Raw genomic sequence first — 19608 nt, forward strand, 5'->3', positions numbered from 1 at the left:
GGTCCCTTCAACCCTTCACTGCGCCGGATGCGATGCCGCGCACGAACCAGCGGCCCGAAATGAAATACACGGCAAGCGGCACGACGGAAGTCAGGATGGTCGCCGCCATGTTGACGTTGTAGATCTTCTCGCCTGTCGTCGTGTTGATGATGTTGTTCAACTGCACCGTCATCGGCAGGTTGCGCGTGCCTGCGAATACCAGCCCGAGAAGATAGTCGTTCCAGATGTTCGTCACCTGCAAAATCATCGCGACGACGATGATGGGCAGCGACATCGGCAGCATCAGTTGAAAGAAGATGCGCCAGAAACCGCCGCCGTCGATGCGCGCAGCCTTGAACAGCTCCAGCGGAATGCCCGCGTAGTAGTTGCGGAACAGCAGCGTCATCACGGGCATGCCGAAGATCGTGTGAATGATCACGATGCCCGGCAGCGAGCTGAACAGATGCACGCTTGCGAGCACGCGCACCATCGGGTAGATCATCACCTGATACGGAATGAACGCACCGAGCAGCAGCACGCCGAAGAACACGCCCGCGCCGCGCGGCCGCCAGAACGACAGCGCATAGCCGTTGATCGCGCCGATCACGATCGAGAACACCGTACTCGGCACGACGATGCGCACCGAGTTCCAGAAGCCCACGCGGATGCCGTTGCAATCGAGTCCCGTGCATGCCGACTGCCATGCATCGCTCCACGGTTGCAGCGTGAAATGCGCAGGGAGCGCGAGCAGATTGCCCAGGCGGATTTCGTCCATCGGCTTTACCGATGTCACGAGCATCACGTAAAGCGGCAACAGGAAGAACAGCGCAGCGATAATCAGAAAGCCATAGATGCCGAGACGCGACGGCGAAAAGCGCTTTCTGCGTGCATGCTGTTGACGTGACACACGAGCGGACGGTTCAAGCGTCGTGCTCATCACACCTCCTTGCGCGACGCGCTTCGGCTGCGGGCATACAGGAACGGCGCGAGAATCGCGAGCACCGTCGCGAGCAGCACGATCGATGCCGCCGACGCCAGGCCGATATTCGCGCGCCCGAACAGATAGTCCATGATGAACTTCGCGGGCACTTCGCTCGCGGTGCCGGGACCGCCCTGCGTCATCGCGACGACGGCGTCGAACAGCTTCACCACCGCGACGAACAGCAGCACGAACGCGGTCGAGACGGACGGGCCGAGCATCGGGATCACGATGCTCATATAGACGCGCCAACGCGGTATGCCATCGATGCGCGCGGCCTTCCACAGCTCGTCGTCGATGCCCCGCAAGCCCGCGAGCATCACCGCCATCACGAGCCCCGACGCCTGCCACACGGTCGCGATCACGATCGTATAGATCACGAAGTCCTGATCGACGATCCAGTCGAAGCGTGCATGCGTGAAGCCCATCTTGTGCAGCAGCGACTGCGCGCCCAACTCGGGATTGAGAATCCACTGCCACACGAGCCCCGTTGCAACGAACGACATCGCATACGGATACAGGAACACCGTGCGCAACACGCCTTCCGCCATCACGCGCTGGTCGATGAAGATGGCGAGCAGCATGCCAATCACGAGACACGCGACGATGAAACACACGCCATAGACTGCGATGTGCTGCAGCGACACGAGCCAGCGGTCGTTATGAAACAGCCGCACGTATTGCGTGAACCCGACGAAGTCGTTCGATGGAAACGTGCGCGAGTTGCTGAGCGACACGCGCGCCGTCCACAACATCGTGCCGAGATACGCGAAGACGACCGTGACCATCATCGGAATCAGCGCGACCCATGCAGCAAGCGACCAGCGCTTGCGCAAAGGCCGCCCGCGCCTCGCGGCGACGGGCCTCCGGCTCGCAGTCATTTCAGGCGGCAAGGCATGCGACTTGAGCGTGCCCATCGCGCGTCAGCCCTTCAGTGCGCTGGCAAAGGCCTTTTGTGCATCGTCGACCGACTGGTTCTTGTTCCAGAAGTTCGTGATGACATCCGTCAACGCGCCTTGCATGTCGGGCGACAGGAGCATTTCCGGGTTCGGCAGCTGGCGCGACTTGTCCTTCATGATCGCAATGCCCTCCTTCGCGCAGATGTCCAGTTGATTCACGTCGACGTCGGGCCGGATCGGGATCGAGCCTTTCTTCGCGCTGAACGCGACCTGCGCCTGCGGTGAGGTCATCACCGTCGCGAGCAGATTCTGCGCCTTGATGGCCGTCGCGTTGTCCGTCTTCGGGAACACGAACACGTCGCCCGCCACCAGATACGGCGAGCGCGGACCAAAACCGGGGAAGCAGCCGAAGTCCTTGCCGGGTGCCTGCTTCGCCGCCGAAAATTCGCCCTTCGCCCAGTCGCCCATGATCTGCACGCCCGCCTTTCCGGAAATCACGAGCGCCGTCGCATCGTTCCAGTTGCGGCCCGGCGAGCCGGCATCGACGTAATCATGCAGCTTCTTGAACGACGCGAGCACCTTCTTGAACGCATCCGATTTCACCGCGTTCTGATCGCGGTCGCGATACACCTTCAGATACAGATCGGGTCCGCCGACATCGGCGAACACGGCGTCGAAAGTGATCTTCTCCTGCCATGGCTGGCCGCCCAGCGCGAGCGGTATTACGCCCGCTTTCTTCAGCTTGTCGAGATCGCCGACGAATTCATCGAAACTCTTCGGATCGCCCGCAATGCCCGCTTTCGCAAACACCGGCTTTGAATAGAAGAACCACGCGGGCATGTGGATATCGACGGGCGCCGCGTAGTAATGGCCGTTGACCTTGATGCTCTCGAGTATCGATTGCGGGAAGATGGCTGCCCAGTTCTCCTTTGTGGCGACGGCATCGACGTTGTTGAGCAGGCCCTGATCGATCAGGTCATGAAACTGCTTCGACGTATTGAACTGCGCAGCCGTGGGCGGATCGCCGCCGACAATGCGGTTGATCGCGGTCGCACGCGCCTGGTCCGCCCCGGCCACGGCGTTGTCGACCCATTGGCCGCCCGCCTGGTTGTACGCATCGGCGAACTGGCGGATCGCCGCCGATTCGCCGCCCGAGGTCCACCAGTGAATCACATTCGCCTTCAACGGCTCCGCTTGCGCGATGACGCCCGTGATGGCCAATGCGAGTGCGATACCGCTTTTCAACGCCCACTGTTTTCTGCTGTTCATTCCGTCTCCTTCAGGCTCGAGGCCCGATTTATCAGGTCGACTGCTTATCAGCTTCTTGTGACTGCGTTTCCGCGCATTCCGATCAGCGCTGCTGTTTGCGCGCCTCGATGAACTTCGCGACCAGTTCGCCGCTGCGTTTGACGGTGCGCTGCTGCGTGCTGTAATCGACATGCACGACGCCGAAGCGCCGCTCGTAGCCGAACGCCCATTCGAAGTTATCCAGCAGCGACCAGACGAAGTAGCCGCGAATATCGACGCCCTGCTTCACGGCCTGATCGACGGCGGCCAGATGCCGCTTGAGGAATGCAATGCGCTGCGGGTCCTCGACGCGGCCGTCCCGCACCTGATCGTCCGACGCCATGCCGTTCTCGGTGATATAGATGGGCGGCAGGTTCGGATACGTGCCGTGAAAGCCCGTCAGCAGATCGCGCAGCCCGTCCGGATAGACTTCCCAGCCCATCTGCGTGCGTTCGACATCGGGCAGCGGCGTGTCGATGAAACCATGCGCGCCGTCGCTCTTCACATTGGTGCGGAAATAATAGTTGATGCCGAGAAAGTCGAGCGGTGCGGCGATGGTTTGCAGATCGCCTTCGAGCACGAGCGGCTCGGCGCCCGGCCACAGTTCCCACAGGTCGGCAGGATACTCGCCCTTCAGCAGCGGATCGAGAATCCACGCGTTGTGCTGCACTTCGAACAGATGCGCGGCGCGCTGGTCGGCTTCGCTTGATGTTGCGGCCGTACCGCGCCCCACGTTCGCAACGATGCCTTTCATCGACGACGGATCGTTCGCGCGCAATACCTGCGTCGCGAGTCCATGCCCGAGCAGCAGATGATGCATCGCCTGCGTCGCATAGCGGACGTTCGTAAGACCGGGCGCATGGTGGCCGTTGCCGTAGCCGAGGAATGCCGAGCACCACGGCTCGTTGAGCGTCATCCATGCGTCGACGTGGCCCGCCAGTTCGCGGCTCATCAGGTCCGCGTAGTCGGCAAAGCGATAGGCGGTCTCACGGTTGAGCCACCCGCCGCGATCTTCCAGATGCTGCGGCAAGTCCCAGTGATACAGCGTGACGAACGTCTGCAAGCCCTTGTCCTTCAGCCTGCCGAGCAGCCGCTTGTAGAAATCGAGGCCCTTCGGGTTCGGGCGGCCCGCTTCGTCCATCACGCGCGGCCAGGCAATCGACAGCCGGTATGCCTCGAAGTTGAGCCCCGCGAGCAGGTCGAGATCGCTTTCCCAGCGATGGTAGTGGTCGCAGGCCACGGCGCCCGTGTCGCCGGCGAGCACCTTGCCCGGCGTCGCGGAGAACGTGTCCCAGATAGACGGCAGGCGGCCGTCCTCGTTGACGGCGCCTTCGATCTGATACGAGGCCGTTGCCGCGCCGAGCAAAAAGTCCTTGCGCCAGAGCACGGAGTCGGCGGCCGGCGTGAAGGGATCGCTTTGCTGACCGTCCGGTTTCATACCGCCGGGTGCCACTGCATCGTATGCCACGGAACCTCCTCTCGCTGAATGGTGTGATGCGTGTCTGAAACGAATCGATCGACGAAATGAAAGCCCGAGTGGAAGCGCTTCCACATGACCTGCGCACGATATCAGCGGCCCTTTCCGCGCAGCAATCAGGGTTTGTCTGGATCGGACAGAGTCCGTCCGAAATCGCCATGCAACGCGCATCGCACTTCGGATCAAGACAGGGCATGTTTCATTTCTTGTGACAATTAATCGGTGCCGGTACACAACGCGCAACGGGGATCGCTCGGCCAATGTCTCGGTGTTTTCCGACACCTAGGGGTTCAACCGGAAAGAAGGTGATGGCAGACCGTTAAACTGAGCTGTCGATGCGGAAACTTTTGGCGCATCCTTTTAAGAATGAGAGCCCAATGCGAGCGACGACCACTCAGGCCAACGGCATCGTTCCTGCGCTGACGAGCATCCGCTTTCTTGCGGCGCTGACCGTCGTCCTGTCGCATTACCGCGAGCTCGAACTGCTCAATACGCCCGCGTCGTTCTTCAATTTCGTCGATGGTGGACGCTCGGCCGTCTCGCTCTTCTTCGTGCTCTCGGGCTTCATCCTCACGTACACGTATCGCGACGAACTCGCGACGCAAAGCCCGCATAATTTTTACGTCGCGCGCGTTGCACGTATCTATCCGAACATCCTGTTCGCGCTCGCCATTGCCTCCGTCACGACAGCGTACCTCCTCATCTCGCACAACGATGTGCTGCTGCTCAAGTGGTTCGCGCTGAAGACGTCGATCAATCTTTCGCTGGTGGTGAGCTTCATCTGCCAGGTGTTCCTGATCACCGCATGGTTCCCGTTCGCAGCGATCAATCAGCCCTGGAATGGGCCGGCATCGAGCGTGTCGTGCGAAGCGTTTTTCTACGCGCTCTTTCCGCTGATTCTCGCGCGCTTCGTGAAGATGCGCGCATCGACGCTCGCTGTCACGATGGTCGGCATCTGGATTGCGCAGGGCCTGATGATCCTGTTCCTCATGGCCGCGTTCCCCGTCTCGCGCAGTCACTTTCTGGCGGGCGCGCTGCCGCTGTGCCGGATCGCCGAGTTCATGCTGGGCATCGGCGCGGCGCTCGCGTTTCAGACCTTGCGCACGCGCGGCGTGTCGATGCATGGACGCGGCATCGCGCTCGTGTCGGGTTCCGTCGTCGTGCTGATCGTGCTCGCGCTGTGGCAGCCCACGACGCCCGTGTTCTATCCGCAAAGCCCGTTCTTCGCGACATTGATTCTCGGCCTTGCACTGCTGGAGCGGCCCGTGCTCGGCCTGCTGAATCAGCGCTGGCTGGTGCGCTTCGGTGAAGCGAGTTATGCACTCTTCCTGATTCACGTGCCGCTTGCGTATCTCGCGTGGCTGGTGGGTTTTCGCGCAAGCAACGGCTGGATTCCGCTCACGTTCACGCTGCTGTTCAGCGTCATCGTGTTCACGTATTTCGAAGAGCCGATGCGCCGCCGCATTCGCTCGCGTTTTCGCAGCAAGGCGCTCGCGCCCGCAAGCGTGGTGCCGGAAACCGTCCCTGTCGATTCAACCGTGACGGTCGGCCACGGCATGAAGCCGAGTTGATCTTCCGCTTTCGCGTCACGCACCAGACACAAACGGCGCTTCACGCGCCGTTTGTGTTGATACGTCTGCCTTGTTCGTTCAAGCCCAGTGCGCCGGAATCCACACGCGGCCGATCCAGTGACCCGGAATCCAGACGGCGGGACGCGGCTTCGGTGCGACATAGACGACATGCGGGGGCGGCGGCGGAGCGACGACCACGACATGCGCGCGCGGCGGCGGCACGACGACGGGAGCCGGCGCGACCACCACAGCGGGCGGCGGTGCCACCACGACGGGCGCGGGTACCGGCGCGGCAACGACCACAGCGGGCGGCGGCGGAACGATCACGGGCGGCGGAACGATCACGGGCGGCGGCACGACGACGGCTGCGCCGACCCGCGTCGTGGTGCCCGTCACCACGGTCGTGCCGCCCGTCGTGACCACGCCGCCATGCACGACGGTGCCACTGGTCGTCACGGTGTTGCCGTGCGTGCCCGTCGCGCTGCCCGACGTGACGACCACGCCAGGCGCCGCGCTCGTCGCGCTGCCCGAGTGCGAGACCGTGCCGCCGTTGCTGCCCGTCACGGTGCCCGAGCGCGAGCACGTCCAGCCCGAGCAGTTCGTCGATGCCGAATGGTTGTAGCTGTTGCCGTTGCCGCCCGTCACCGTGCCCGACGACGAGTATTGTCCGGCGCCGTTGCGCGTCACGTCACCCGAGGTCGATGCCGTCTTGCCGTCCGAGCCCGTCATCGTGCCCGTATGCGAGCAGGTGCCGCTGGCGCAGCTGGTGTCGCCGGAATGCTGCACCGAGCGGCCGTTCGGTCCGTAGGCTGTGCCCGAGTTGGAGAACTGGCCCGGCGACGTGCGCGTGACACTGCCCGAGTTGCTCGCGACGCCGCCGTAGGGGCCGGCCACGCCGCCCGCGTGATTGCAGGTGCCGCCGCTGCAGTAGCCGCCGTGCGCGCCGTTATATTCGCCGCGCGACGTGTAAGCGGTGCCGTGGCCGTACCAGCCGGCCCACGCGGGGACGCTGACGAGCGACGCGCTGGCGCCGATCACCGTCGCTGCCGCCGCCAGTGCGATGCGTCGCGACAAGCCGCACGACAGGCCGCGCGCAGCGGATGTCGACGAACGATTCAGCAGACCAGACAACGAGGAGAAGAGGTGCGAGCGGGTTTTCACGGCAGTGTCCTTCACGGTTCGGGCCACTTGCTGATGCAGCGTGGCGACGGAATGAATCGTAGAAGAATCTGCCTGCGAGGTCAGTTCAAAAACTATGTCGAAAAATGTCACCACGGGTCACGGCGACGTGCAAAAAATGCCCGCGCCGTGACCCGCGTAAGTGACATGAAGCGCTATGAAGAGCGGTCGCGTCCGCGCGCGCGAGTCGCGCCCGTGACGACGCCGATACCGAGCAGAATCACGGCGACGATCAGGACGTAATGCTGCGCGACGTGCATGGTGACGAGGGCCCACGACACGCCGCCAATGAAAATCAGCCAGCCGATCAGATAAATGGCCAAGGTCATCGGGTTCTCCTTTCCGCTTTGACAGCAAGCGTTTTGCAAGAACCATGCCGCGCGCCGGGCCACGTAACCCGATGCCTTTCTTCAGCGCTTATGCAACGACGTCGGTGCCGTCGCCGGCAGGCTCGACCTTTTCGGATTCGCGCTCGCCACCGCGCGGCTTGTCGCGTCCCGTCCGCATGCGCTGCATGTCGATCAGCTCGCGATAGGACAGCCATGCGCCCGAGCCGCCCGATTTCGCCGCGTACATCGCGGCATCCGCGTTGAGCAGCAGCGCTTCGGCGGAATCGCCGTCAGACGGGAACTGGCTGATGCCGATACTCGCGCCGACGGCCATCGGCTGCTCGTCGATCGTCAGTTCGTCGTCGAGCGTGCGCACGATGCGCGCGGCAATCGCGGGCGCCGCATCGGCGGAGCGCTCGCCTCTGACGAGTACGATGAATTCGTCGCCGCCGAGCCGCGCGACGATGTCGCCGGGATGCAGCACATGTTGCAGACGGCGCGCGACGACGGCAAGCACGTCGTCGCCGACGGAATGGCCGTATTGATCGTTGATCTGCTTGAAGCGGTTCAGGTCGATGAACAGCACGGCGAGCCGCTCGCCGCTCACGCGCGCCCAACTGATGGCTTCCTCCAGCTTCTGCATGAAGAGCATCCGGTTAGGCAGCCCCGTCAGGCCGTCGTGGCTCGCGAGATGCGTGAGCTCGTGCTGCTTGCTGCGCAGTTCGTCCATCTGCACGCGGATCTCGCGGCGCATGCGGTCGAAGCAGCGCGCGAGCACGCCGATTTCGTCGTTGCGCCGGAGCGGCAAGGCTTCCATCGTGTGCTCGGAAAAGAAGTGCGTGGCGGCGTCCGCGAGAATATGCAGCGGTCGCGTCAACGCGCGCGCGAACAGAATGGCGAGCAGGATTGCGAACGCGCTGAAAACCAGCACCATCCGCACGATGCTGTTGCCGAGCATGTTCGCGCCGACGAGTACATCGTGCAGCGGCTTCCCGAGCCCGATCACGATGAAGCGATTGCCCTGCGATTCGCCGAACGGCCGCCGCACGAACGAGAATACGTGGGCTGCCGCTTCGTTCGGTTGCGTGAGTCCGTTCAGCAGCACGGGCTGCGTCGACTGCTCGAACAACGGCTTCGTCGCCGCGAAGCTTTCCTGCATGAACACGCGCCGGCCCTTGTCGAAGCCGAAGGTCAGCGACGGGTCGGGATGCACGAGAAAATCGCCCCACTCGTTGGCGAGATAGACCTGATAGTCGGCGGGGAGATCGGCTTGCGAGAGCCGCAACAGGCTCGCCAGATCGACATCGATCACGACCACGCCGACCACGTCGCCGCGCGCGTTCGCGACGGGCGTGCCGACTCGCAGCGTCGGCTTGCCTTCGGCCGCGTGCGCGCCGTGCTCGTGATTGACGGCGATCGGCGAAATATAGACGCGCCCACGCGGCAGCGCGAGCGTATCGAACACATACGCGAACTGCCCTTTCTCCTGCAGCGCGCCTTCCTGCACGCGCACCGTGCCGCCCGATTCGCGGTCGATACGGATCAGTTCCAGCCCATAGTGATTTCGCGCGATGAGCCGCACCTGCAGATACTCGGGATGCTGCGCGATGAAGCTCGCGAATACCTGCGCGAGCCGGTCGCGCGTCGGGTTGTCGACGGACTGGCCGTCGTCGTTCAGCGCCACGGTCGCGGCCGACGGCATCGTCGACAACACGAGCGCGTCCGCCGCGATGTCGTTGATGGCCATCGTGAAGCGCTGGCCGAGCAGTTCCGTCGACGTGAGCAGGCTGCGTTCTGCTTCGTGCACGAGCATGGTCCGGTTCGCGCGATACGCGTAATAGCCCGTCGTGCCGGATGCGAGCACGCCGATCAGTGCGAGCAGCACCGAGAGCTTGAACGTGAGCCCGGGGCGCATCATCAGAAACGCTCCGGGCGGTCGCCCGAGACGATGCGGCTCCACAACGCCTCGCGTTTGTCGATGTTCTCGACGGGCTCGATCCAGAGAATGTGGCTCTTGTCCGTGTTTTCGGGCGGCTCGGTGAGCGTATTGGCGAGACCCTGGCGTTGCGTCAGCAAGCGGCTGACATCCGGCTCGAGCATGTAGTTGATCCACGCGAGCGCGAGCGGGCGGTTTGCTGCGGCGCTCGTCATCGACCAGCAGTCGAGCCAGGCGAGCACACCTTCGTCGGGAATCACGTAGCCGACGTCGGCGCCCGCGCGACGCAGCAGTTCGAGTTGCTGCGTGCCGTAGTTGCCGAACATCAGCGCGACCTTGTGCTGCACGAAGAACGCAGCGGCCTCTTCCGGCAAGTTGTAGTAAGTCAGCAGATTGCGCCGCAGATCGATCAGCTTGCGCGTGATGGTTTGAATCTGCGCGCCGTTCAGTTGAAACGGATTCGGATAGCCGAGCGCGAGCGCCGTGAACGAGAAGTTGTGCTGTGCACTGTTGTAGTCGAGCACTTTGCCGCGATAGCGCGGATTCCACAGTTCGTTCATCGAATGCGGCGCGACGCTCACCTGCTTGCGGTCGTAGATGAGGCCCATCGTCGAATAGGTGAACGGAATTGCGTAGATGGCGCCTTGCTTCGTGAGTCCGTCGATCGACGACAACGCGCGAAAGCGCGGCAGCTGCCGTTTCGTGTTCGGCAGACTGCCGAGGTCGAGCGGCGCGAGCAGATTGTCGTGCGCGTAGCGCTGGATTTCAGCCGTATTCGCGGCGAGCACGTCGAACTGCGGCGCCTTTCCCTGATGCATCTTGTCCCACAGCGCTTCATCGGAATCGATCAGCGTGACTTCGACTTTCGCGTGATACCGGCTCTCGAAACCTTTTACGACGTCGGGGTCCGCATAGCCCGGCCATGCGAGCACGCGCAATACGTTCTCGGCCGCTGACGCATGCGCGATCAGCATACAGCAGCCGATAAAAAGGATGACTGAGTCAAGAAAACGATTTGGACGGACGGCCGCGTGCGCGATGCGGGCGGGCACGCCACGCCGCCAGACACATGCATTTGAGTAGCACCACCGCATTTCGTCTGTCCTTATTGCGATCCGACTTCAATGCACTTCAACGCGCACACCAGGGGCGGCATCGGCTCGATGGCGGTGATGCGGCCGCCACATACGAGGGAAACGACGTTTGGTCGCGTGTGAATGATGCGCGACGCTTTTTCTTCGGGAGAAGGAACAGCAGTCTAGCGGAATCGCGCGCGTCAAAATATACCCTGTTGTGGTCTGACTGCAGATAACGGCCTGCATGGCCGCTTCTTTAACGATTCAGGTGCTCGAACTTTTCAAACAGCGTTTCAGAAAATTACTGGAGGTAAGGGGCGCGGGGCGCGTGGGGTTTTATCGCTTGTTTCAAACTGGTGTTTGGTTTTGGTTTGGTTTTGTAGTGGTTTTATGTGTGTGCTGGGGAGGGGGCGGTTTGGTTTGGTTTGGTTTGGTTTGGTTTGGTTTGGTTTGGTTTGGTTTGGTTTGGTTTGGTTTGGTTTGGTTTGCTTTGGGTTTTCGCTGGCATCCGCGATTTGTTAGCGTGCTTCAGGCGTTGCCCCTGTGCGGGGCGGCACCTACTTTTCTTTGCCGCCGCAAAGAAAAGTAGGCAAAAGAAAGCGGCTAACACCGCCAGTTCTTGTATTTGCCTGAGGGCCCCCGAAGGGTCTTACGCTTCACACGGCAACGCTATGGTTCGCGCCCGTTGCCAACGTTCTCTCTCTACGCCTCACCCGCTTCACGCGCCCGCGTTACAGCGTGCCGTGTCGGATATTCCACGGCCGCCCAGGTGGCAAACTGTGTGTAGGCCCAAGTGCTCCACACGCCTCACTTCGGACCGGTAGCACGCGCATCCCTCCATGTAAGAGCGCCGAGCTATACGACTCGACAACCTACACACAGTTTGCCACCTGGGCGGCGCATACCAATCGCTGCCGCTGGCCGTTGTACGGGTGCCTGAAGCGGGTGATGCGATTGTTCGAAGCGTTGGCAACGAGCACCAACCAGGGCACTGCCGTATGAAGTGTGGGGACGTTGGGGGCCCGTGGATAAGAACACGGGCTGGCGGTGTGAGCCGCTTTCTTTTGCCTACTTTTCTTTGCGGCGGCAAAGAAAAGTAGGTGCCGCCCCGCACAGGGGCAACGCTTGAAGCACCAATAACAAAACGCGGATGCCAACGCGAACACTAGCAAACCAAACCGCCCGCGCGCCCAAAACCAGATCCCGGATGCCAGCGAAAACCTAAAACCACCAACCAGCGAGCATCACACGGCCGCCACCACCCTCCCCCCTTCTGCACCCTACCCACCGGCTGCAATTCAAAACAAAACGCAGCACCCGCACCATCCCGCTCAATGAGCCGAATCTGACTCCCATGCAACTGCAACATCCTCTGCACGATCAGCAGCCCCAGCCCACCGCGATGCGCACCACCCGACGTGAACGCGCGTTGAAACAGACCTGCCCGCACCTCTTCCGACATACCCGGCCCCGTGTCACTCACGGTCACCGACACCTTGCCATCGCGCACCGCAAGATCCACATCGACAGCGCCCGCGTCAGGCGTATGCCGTATCGCGTTATCGAGCAGATTAGTCAACACACGCTCGATCATCCCAAGATCCGCCGTCACGTTCGGCAAACGCGGCGGAATGCCCGCGCGCAACGCGATATGCCGCGCTTCGGCCGACAGCTCGAACTTCTGGAACACGTCCTGCAACAGATCGACGAGCGAGAAATCCTCGAGCGCAAGCTGCACGTTGCCGTGCTCCAGCCGCGCGAGTTCGAACAACGACTGCGCGAGCCTGCCGACCTTCACGCTCTGTCCAAGCGCAATGGCCAGATATCGCTTGCGTTCGGCGTCGCTCAACGTGTCCGACTTCATCGACAACGTTTCCAGATAGCCGTGCAGTGACGTCAGCGGCGTACGCAGGTCGTGCGAAATGTTCGCCACCAGTTCGCGCCGCTCCTGGTCCTGCCGCGTCAACGCGCGCCATTGCTGGCCGATACGCTCGGCCATCTGCGCGAACGTCGATTCCAGCGTTGCGATTTCGTCGCGCGAATTCGAAGGCGGCAGGCGCGCCGCGTTGGCAATCGCAGGCTGGGTATCCGGCTCGCCGTTCGCATCGAACTTGCGCATCGCGTCGGTCAGACGGCGCAGCGGTCGCGTAATCAGCCCGAATGCCATCAGACCGGCCACCAGTCCGAGCAGCGCGACAACGGCCATCGACCACAGCGTCGTGCGCAACACCGAGCTGGCAGCGACGCGCGCCGCGAGCGCATCGTGCGCTTCGCCTTGCAGCACGACGTAAAGGTATTCGGGCGGCCGGTTGCCCGTGTGCGGCAGCAGCGCGGCGCTGAACACCTTGCGGCCGTCGACGCTGCGCGGGTCGTCGCCGAGTATCGGCAGCGGATCGCCGGCGATGAACTCGCGCACCGGTCGCACGTCGACCTGCATCCGCTTCAGGTGTCCAGCGGGCGCGTCGTCGCCTTCGATATGGCCGCTCTGGTCGAGCAGATACACCTCGACGCTCGGATTGACGACCATCAGCTGCCCGAAAATCTCGCGCAACGCCTCCTTGCGCGAGCCGTCGTTGCTGTCGTCCGACAGCGCCGGACTGTGCGCGATATGCGAGGCAAGATCGCGCGACAGACTTTGTATGACTTCCTTTTCGTGCAGATCGCTCGACCGTATCTGCAGCCACGCGGACGCGCCGCAGCACGCGAGCAGCAAGATGGAAAACACCAGCGAAAGCCGCTGTGTCAACGACAGATTCACGACGCCTCTCCTTCGTGCGCCGCGGGATCGGCGACGAACTTGTAGCCGCGTCCCCACACGGTCAGGATGCGCGTGGGCTGCGCGGGGTCGGCCTCGATCTTCGCGCGCAGCCGGTTGATGTGCGTATTGACGGTGTGCTCATAGCCTTCGTGCTGATAGCCCCACACGGCGTTCAGCAGGTCCATGCGCGAGAACACCTTGCCCGGACGGCTCGCGAAGAAATACAGCAGATCGAACTCGCGCGGCGTCAGTTCGATCCGTTTGCCGTCGACGCTCGCCTCGCGCGTGAGCGGATCGATGAACAGTCCGGCGAGGTTCAGGCTGCCCGCTTCCATCCGCGCGTCTTTCGCCATCGCATCGACGCGTCGCAACAGCGCCTTCACGCGCGCGACCAGTTCGAGCACGGAAAAAGGCTTGGCGAGATAGTCGTCCGCGCCGAGTTCCAGCCCAAGAATGCGGTGCACTTCGCTCGAACGCGCGCTGGTGATGATGATGGGCGTATAGCGCGCCATCGCGCGGGCGCGCCGGCAGATCTCCAGGCCATCGACGCCCGGCAGCATCAGGTCGAGGATCAGCGCATCCCAGTTGCCCTGCTCCAGCAGCCGCAGCCCTTCGTTGCCGTCGGCGCTATGGACGACCTCGTAGCGTTCGTCCCGCAGGTGCAGGCTCAGCACATTCGCTATGTCGACATCGTCTTCGACGATCAGTACGCGCTTCGGATGGTCCATCGGCTGGCTTGAATCAACGTGGGATTGAATGCAGGGATTAAACGTTGCCATACAACGTTTACAGCACTGACATTGTGCAGAATTTTCGGCCACCGGGTTATCACAATTAATTTAAGTTTTCGTGAGGACCCGGATATCACAACCGACTTACGCTACGCCATATTCAATCGAGTCGCACCAAGGAGCACACGATGAAAAGCCGCAGGGGGTTCCTGTTATCGGGCGGCAGCGCGCTCGCCGCGCTGGCCGCGCTCACGCACTGGCGGGCGTTTGCAGCGGGTACGCCGGGCGCAGCGAGTGGCGCGCCAGCCCCGTTCGAAGTCACGCGCACCGACGCGCAATGGCGCGCGCAGCTCACGCCCGCGCAATACCACGTGCTGCGCGAGGAAGGCACCGAGCGCCCGTTCAGCAGCCCGCTGAACGACGAGCACCGCAGCGGCGTGTTTTCATGCGCGGGTTGCAGCCGTGAACTGTTTTCGTCGCGCACGAAGTTCGACAGCCATACGGGCTGGCCGAGCTTCTGGGCGCCGCTGGATCATGCCGTGGCGACGCGTGAGGACGGCTCGTGGGGCATGGTGCGCACGGAAGTGCATTGCGGGCGCTGCGGCGGCCATCTCGGCCACGTGTTCGACGACGGCCCGAAGCCGACGGGCTTGCGTTACTGCATGAACGGTCTCGCGATGACCTTCACGCCGCGCGCCGCCTGACACTCTCTTTCATCGCCCATTTCGCACGATCAACCAGCCAAACGATCATGTTACTCATAGTCCTCGCTTACCTCGGCGGCGCGCTCACGATCCTGAGTCCGTGCATTCTGCCCGTGCTGCCCTTCGTCTTCGCGCGCGCCGACCAGCCGTTCGTGCGCTCCGGCCTGCCGCTGCTCGGCGGCATGGCGCTCACGTTCGCGCTCGTCGCGACGCTTGCGGCTGTCGGCGGCGGCTGGGTCACGCAGGCCAACCAGTACGGCCGCTGGATCGCGATCGTGCTGCTCGGCGTGTTCGGCCTCACGCTGCTGCTGCCGCGTCTCGCCGACCGCCTGATGCACCCGCTCGTCAGCGCGGGCAACCGGCTGTCCGAGCTCGCGCAGACGGGTGGCGACAAGTCGCGCATCGGCTCGTCGTTTCTGCTCGGCATCGCAACGGGCTTGCTGTGGGCGCCCTGCGCAGGCCCTATCCTCGGCCTCGTGCTGACGGGAGCCGCGCTGCGCGGCGCAAGCGTCGGCACGACGCTGCTGCTGCTCGCGTATGCGGCTGGCGCGGCGACCTCGCTGGCGATTGCGCTGCTGATCGGCGGAAAGGTTTTCACGGCGATGAAACGCTCGCTCGGCGCGGGCGAATGGGTGCGGCGCGGAATCGGCGCGGCGATGCTGTGCGGCGTCGCGGCCATCGCGCTCGGCCTCGATACGGGCGTCCTGACGAAGGTATCGACGGTGGCGACGAGCGGCATCGAGCAGCACCTCGTGGACAGCCTGTCGCCGCGCAAGCCTGCCGGCGACGCGATGATGTCGGCCAATGTGCAAACGGATGGCCCCGCCATGATGAAAGCCGCGGACAAGCAGCCGGCCTCCGCCGATGCCACGCCGCCCGCCGGCACGATGATGCGCGCATCGGCGGCGGCCGCGCCGCTGCCCGACGAAGGCACGCTGCCGTCGCTCACGGGCGCCGTGCAATGGCTGAACTCGCCGCCGCTCACGAATGCGCAGTTGAAGGGCAAGGTCGTGCTGGTCGATTTCTGGACCTATTCGTGCATCAACTGCCTGCGCACGTTGCCGTACGTGAAAGCGTGGTCGCAGAAGTATCGCGACATGGGGCTCGTCGTGATCGGCGTCCATGCGCCGGAGTTCGCATTCGAGCGCAATATCGACAATGTGAAGAAGGCGACGCACGATCTCGGCGTCGATTACCCGGTTGCCATCGACAACAATTACGCAATCTGGCGCGCGTTCGGCAACCAGTATTGGCCGGCCCACTATTTCGTCGATGCACAAGGGCGCGTGCGTCATCATCACTTCGGTGAAGGCGAGTATGAACAGTCGGAGAAGGTGATCCAGCAACTGCTCGTGGAAGCGGGCCATCCGGAAGCGGCCCAGGTCGCGACGGGTCTCACGCAGCGCGCGAATGGCGTCGAGGCGGCCGCTGACGGCCACGACATGATGTCGCCCGAAACGTACATCGGCTATGCGCGTGCCGAGAACTTCGCGTCGCCGGGCGGCGAAGCCGAGAACCGCGCGCACACCTATGCGGCGCCGTCGAGCCCCGACGTCAACGACTGGGGACTCGCGGGCACGTGGAAAGTGGGCGCCGAACACGCGACGCTCTCCGCGCCGAACGGACGCATCGTCTATCGCTTCCATGCGCGCGACCTGCATCTGGTGCTCGGGCCGGGCGCGGCCGGCAAGCCAGTGCATTTTCGCGTGACGATCGACGGCGCGGCGCCCGGCGATGCGCGCGGCACCGACGTGAGCGCCGATGGTACGGGCGTCGTCACGGAACAGCGCCTCTATCAGCTCGTGCGCCAATCGGGCGACGTGGCCGACCACACCTTTGCGATCGAGTTTCTCGATCCGGGCGTCGAGGCGTATGCGTTCACCTTCGGCTAACGACATCCGGAACGACTGCACATCACCACCCTGTTAATCGAGGACTATCACCGTGAACAAGAAACTCATCGCAAGCGCATTGGGCTGGACCCGCACGTCGGCGGGCAGGATCGCGGCGTGCGTCGCCATCGGCGCGGGCGCCCTGGCGTGGCAACACGTTGCGTCGGCGGAACAGGCGGTGCGGATTCCGCCGCCCGCGCAGGACGAAAAAGCGGGCAGCGCGCACACGGAAACGGCCGTCTTCGCAGGCGGCTGCTTCTGGGGCGTTCAGGGCGTGTACGAACACGTCAAGGGCGTGAAGCAGGTCGCGTCGGGCTACGCGGGCGGCGCGGCGAACACCGCGCAGTACGAGACAGTAAGCGGCGGCGACACGGGCCACGCGGAGTCGGTGCAAATCACGTATGACCCGACGCAGATTACGTATGGCCGGCTGCTGCAGATCTTCTTTTCCGTCGCGCACAATCCGACCCAGTTGAATTACCAGGGCCCGGATCACGGCACGCAGTATCGGTCGGTGGTGTTTCCGCAGAATGCCGAGCAGCGTGGCATCGCGCAGGCTTATATCGCGCAGTTGAACAGCGCGAAAGTGTTTTCCGCGCCGATCGTCACGAAGATCGAAGACTTCAAGGGCTTCTATCCTGCCGAGCAGTATCACCAGAACTATCTGGTACTGCATCCGGACTCGCCGTATATCGCGATCAACGATCTGCCGAAGATCGATTATCTGAAGAAGATGTTCCCGGATGTCTATCGCAACGAGCCCGTGTTGCTGAAGGCGTCGGCTTCATGATGGTGTCGTGCGGTGTGAAGTGGCCTGCGATATGGCCACGGTCGCGCGGCGCGTTGCGGATGTCTCGCCGTCACGTTGACGGTTAGCCGCCGACGGCCTCGACGATCCGCTTGCACATCGCCTTGTCGGGGTACGGGCCGACGCCTGCGTGGACGTTATCGGCCATGTACTCGGGGCGTCCCGTGCCGGGAATCACGACGGTGACGGCGGGTTGCGCGAGCACGAATTTCAGCAGCAGTTGCGCCCACGTCGTGCAGCCGATGTCGGCGGCCCACGCGGGCAGCGGCGTCTTGCCGACGCGCGACAGCAGCCCGCCGCCGCCGAACGGCTGATTGATCACGACACCGATGCCGAGATCGCGCGCGAGCGGCAGGATGCGCTGTTCCGCATCGCGATCGTCGGCCGCGTAGTTGATCTGCACGAAGTCGGGCTTCTCGCTGCGCATCACGCTGGCGACCTCGTCGAACGCGCCGGACGTGTAGTGCGTGATGCCGATATAGCGGATGCGCCCACTTGCTTTCCAGTCGCGCAGCGTGGCGAGTTGCGTGCGCCAGTCGACGAGGTTGTGCACCTGCATCAGGTCGATCTTCGGTTGTTGCAGGCGGCGCATCGACTCTTCCATCTGCGCGATGCCTGCGGCTTTGCCCTGCGTCCACACCTTGGTCGCGACGAACGCCTTGTTGTGCGCATCGAGCCGCGTGAGCAGCGTGCCCGCGACGGCTTCCGACGAGCCGTACATCGGCGACGAGTCGATTGCCGAGCCGCCCGCGGCGAACAGAACCTTCAGCACTTCGGCAAGCCGCGCCTGGCCGTTCGGATCGTCGCCGACGTCGAAGGTGCGCCACGTGCCGCAACCGACGACGGGTAGCGGCTCTCCCGTCGATGGAATCGCGCGCCGCTCCATGCGCGGGGGCGGCTTTTGCTGGGCATCGCCGAGGGATGGGATGGACATCCCAAGGGGCAGTACGAGCGCGCGTTGCAGGAAGTGGCGGCGCGCGGACGGTCGATGGGAGCGCATCGACTTTGCGTCAGCCCGGACGGCGCGCGATGAAATCGATCTCGACCAGCGCGTCGCGCGCGAGACCTGTTACGCCGACGCAGGTGCGCGCTGGCAGCCGTCCCGGCGGGAAATGCGCGGCGTAGACGGCGTTCATCGCGGCGTAGTCACGTTTGAATTCCGTGAGGAAGATGCGCGCCGAGACCACGTTTTCCAGGCCCAAGCCGAGGCCCTTGAGGACCAGCACGAGGTTATCCATGACGCGTTTCGTTTGCGCGGCGACGCCCTCGGGCAGGGGCGCTGAGTCGTCGTCGGGAGAGGTCGGCATCTGGCCCGTTACGAAGACCCAGCCACCTGATTCCGTCGCATGGGAAAAAGGGCCGACCGGCGTCGGCGCGCCTTCGATCATCCAGAACTGGGTGGGTTCGGTCATCGGTTTGGGTTCTCCATGTTGTTTTGTTGGCTGCGCCGCCTGGGTTGGTGGCAAGGTCATACCTTAGCGCGGATTTTTTTGTCATGCAGGCGGGTTTTTGTTTTTTTTGTCTGCGACGCTGAGGTGGTTTGCTTTGGGTTTTCGCTGGCATCCGTGATTTGTTAGCGCGCTGCAGGCGTTGCCCCTGTGTGGGGCGGCACCTGGTCTTGGTTGTCTGCGACGCTGGGTGGGTTGCTTGTTTGTTCGCTGGCATCCGCGTTTTGTTATTGGTGCTTCAGGCGTTGCCCCTGTGCGGGGCGGCACCTACTTTTCTTTGCCGCCGCAAAGAAAAGTAGGCAAAAGAAAGCGGCTCACACCGCCAGCCCGTGTGTTTGCCTGAGGGCCCCCAAAGGTTCTTACGCTTCACGCGGCAGTACGCTTGCTCATGTTCGTTGCCAACGTTCTCTCTGTACGCCTCACCCACTTCGTATGCCCGCGTCGCAGCACATCGTGTCACATAGTCCACGGCCGCCCAGGTGGCAAACTGTGTGTAGGCCCAAGTGCTCCACACGCCTCACTTCGGACCGGTAGCGCACGCGTCCCACCCCGTAA

17 protein-coding genes are annotated in these 19608 nt (G+C 63.2%); 5 read left to right on the forward strand and 12 right to left on the reverse strand.

All coding sequences use genetic code 11. From position 1 onward, the window contains the following. Positions 1-7 precede the first annotated feature (7 nt). From PPGU16_RS18800 to PPGU16_RS18815, 4 genes are all read right to left on the reverse strand, one after another. The gene (locus tag PPGU16_RS18800) at positions 8-916 is read right to left on the reverse strand and encodes a carbohydrate ABC transporter permease (protein ID WP_180724240.1); all 909 of its coding nucleotides are present in this window, start codon (positions 914-916) and stop codon (positions 8-10) included. Next, positions 916-1839: a carbohydrate ABC transporter permease gene (locus tag PPGU16_RS18805; protein WP_180725130.1), complete on the reverse strand. Its 924-nt coding sequence runs from the start codon at positions 1837-1839 to the stop codon at positions 916-918. Before PPGU16_RS18805 ends, PPGU16_RS18800 begins: the two co-directional genes overlap by 1 nt. 42 nt (positions 1840-1881) lie before the next feature. Continuing rightward, positions 1882-3126: an ABC transporter substrate-binding protein gene (locus PPGU16_RS18810; protein ID WP_180724242.1), complete on the reverse strand. Its 1245-nt coding sequence runs from the start codon at positions 3124-3126 to the stop codon at positions 1882-1884. 82 nt (positions 3127-3208) lie between these two features. Then, the gene (locus PPGU16_RS18815; RefSeq protein WP_180725131.1) at positions 3209-4582 is read right to left on the reverse strand and encodes a GH1 family beta-glucosidase; all 1374 of its coding nucleotides are present in this window, start codon (positions 4580-4582) and stop codon (positions 3209-3211) included. 416 nt (positions 4583-4998) lie between these two features. Between PPGU16_RS18815 and PPGU16_RS18820 the strand changes: the two genes are divergently transcribed. Further along, positions 4999-6192, forward strand: coding sequence for an acyltransferase family protein (locus PPGU16_RS18820; RefSeq protein WP_180724243.1), 1194 nt, complete (start codon positions 4999-5001; stop codon positions 6190-6192). A 78-nt stretch (positions 6193-6270) separates the two neighbouring features. On the opposite strand, the gene PPGU16_RS18825 is transcribed toward PPGU16_RS18820, so the two are convergent. The 4 genes from PPGU16_RS18825 to PPGU16_RS18840 form a co-directional block, all read right to left on the reverse strand. After that, positions 6271-7353: a hypothetical protein gene (locus tag PPGU16_RS18825; protein WP_180724245.1), complete on the reverse strand. Its 1083-nt coding sequence runs from the start codon at positions 7351-7353 to the stop codon at positions 6271-6273. 173 nt (positions 7354-7526) lie between these two features. After that, a complete protein-coding gene (locus PPGU16_RS18830) occupies positions 7527-7700 on the reverse strand; it encodes a hypothetical protein (RefSeq protein ID WP_007744500.1) in 174 nt (57 codons plus the stop codon). Between the two features lie 88 nt (positions 7701-7788). Continuing rightward, entirely contained in the window at positions 7789-9618 is a 1830-nt protein-coding gene (locus PPGU16_RS18835; protein WP_180724247.1) for a GGDEF domain-containing protein, read from the reverse strand. Then, positions 9618-10730 carry an ABC transporter substrate-binding protein gene (locus PPGU16_RS18840; RefSeq protein WP_180724249.1) on the reverse strand — a complete coding sequence of 371 codons (1113 nt, stop codon included), beginning with the start codon at positions 10728-10730 and terminating at the stop codon, positions 9618-9620. Before PPGU16_RS18840 ends, PPGU16_RS18835 begins: the two co-directional genes overlap by 1 nt. A 226-nt stretch (positions 10731-10956) precedes the next feature. Between PPGU16_RS18840 and PPGU16_RS18845 the strand changes: the two genes are divergently transcribed. After that, positions 10957-11301 (forward strand): hypothetical protein, encoded by a 345-nt coding sequence (locus PPGU16_RS18845; RefSeq protein ID WP_180724250.1) that lies wholly within the window; start codon positions 10957-10959, stop codon positions 11299-11301. 576 nt (positions 11302-11877) lie between these two features. Here PPGU16_RS18845 and PPGU16_RS18850 read toward each other — a convergent pair. Both PPGU16_RS18850 and PPGU16_RS18855 read right to left on the reverse strand, forming a co-directional pair. Next, positions 11878-13470 carry a sensor histidine kinase gene (locus PPGU16_RS18850; protein WP_243460632.1) on the reverse strand — a complete coding sequence of 531 codons (1593 nt, stop codon included), beginning with the start codon at positions 13468-13470 and terminating at the stop codon, positions 11878-11880. Continuing rightward, positions 13467-14198 (reverse strand): response regulator transcription factor, encoded by a 732-nt coding sequence (locus PPGU16_RS18855; RefSeq protein ID WP_180724252.1) that lies wholly within the window; start codon positions 14196-14198, stop codon positions 13467-13469. Before PPGU16_RS18855 ends, PPGU16_RS18850 begins: the two co-directional genes overlap by 4 nt. A 191-nt stretch (positions 14199-14389) precedes the next feature. Here PPGU16_RS18855 and msrB point away from each other — a divergent pair, with 191 nt between their 5' ends. The 3 genes from msrB to msrA are packed head-to-tail and all read left to right on the forward strand — an operon-like array spanning position 14390 to position 17587. Beyond that, positions 14390-14905, forward strand: a complete 516-nt coding sequence (gene msrB / locus PPGU16_RS18860; RefSeq protein ID WP_180724254.1) for a peptide-methionine (R)-S-oxide reductase MsrB — start codon at positions 14390-14392, stop codon at positions 14903-14905. A gap of 47 nt (positions 14906-14952) precedes the next feature. Continuing rightward, positions 14953-16797 carry a cytochrome c biogenesis protein DipZ gene (locus PPGU16_RS18865; protein WP_180724256.1) on the forward strand — a complete coding sequence of 615 codons (1845 nt, stop codon included), beginning with the start codon at positions 14953-14955 and terminating at the stop codon, positions 16795-16797. 52 nt (positions 16798-16849) lie between these two features. Beyond that, positions 16850-17587: a peptide-methionine (S)-S-oxide reductase MsrA gene (msrA, locus tag PPGU16_RS18870; RefSeq protein ID WP_180724258.1), complete on the forward strand. Its 738-nt coding sequence runs from the start codon at positions 16850-16852 to the stop codon at positions 17585-17587. A gap of 82 nt (positions 17588-17669) precedes the next feature. Here msrA and PPGU16_RS18875 read toward each other — a convergent pair whose 3' ends face one another. Continuing rightward, a complete protein-coding gene (locus PPGU16_RS18875) occupies positions 17670-18539 on the reverse strand; it encodes an aldo/keto reductase (protein WP_224032403.1) in 870 nt (289 codons plus the stop codon). Positions 18540-18615: 76 nt separating this feature from the next. Beyond that, a complete protein-coding gene (locus PPGU16_RS18880) occupies positions 18616-19017 on the reverse strand; it encodes a RidA family protein (RefSeq protein WP_180724261.1) in 402 nt (133 codons plus the stop codon). Between the last annotated feature and the right edge of the window lie 591 nt (positions 19018-19608).

The organism is Paraburkholderia largidicola, assembly GCF_013426895.1.
Lineage (GTDB): Bacteria > Pseudomonadota > Gammaproteobacteria > Burkholderiales > Burkholderiaceae > Paraburkholderia > Paraburkholderia largidicola.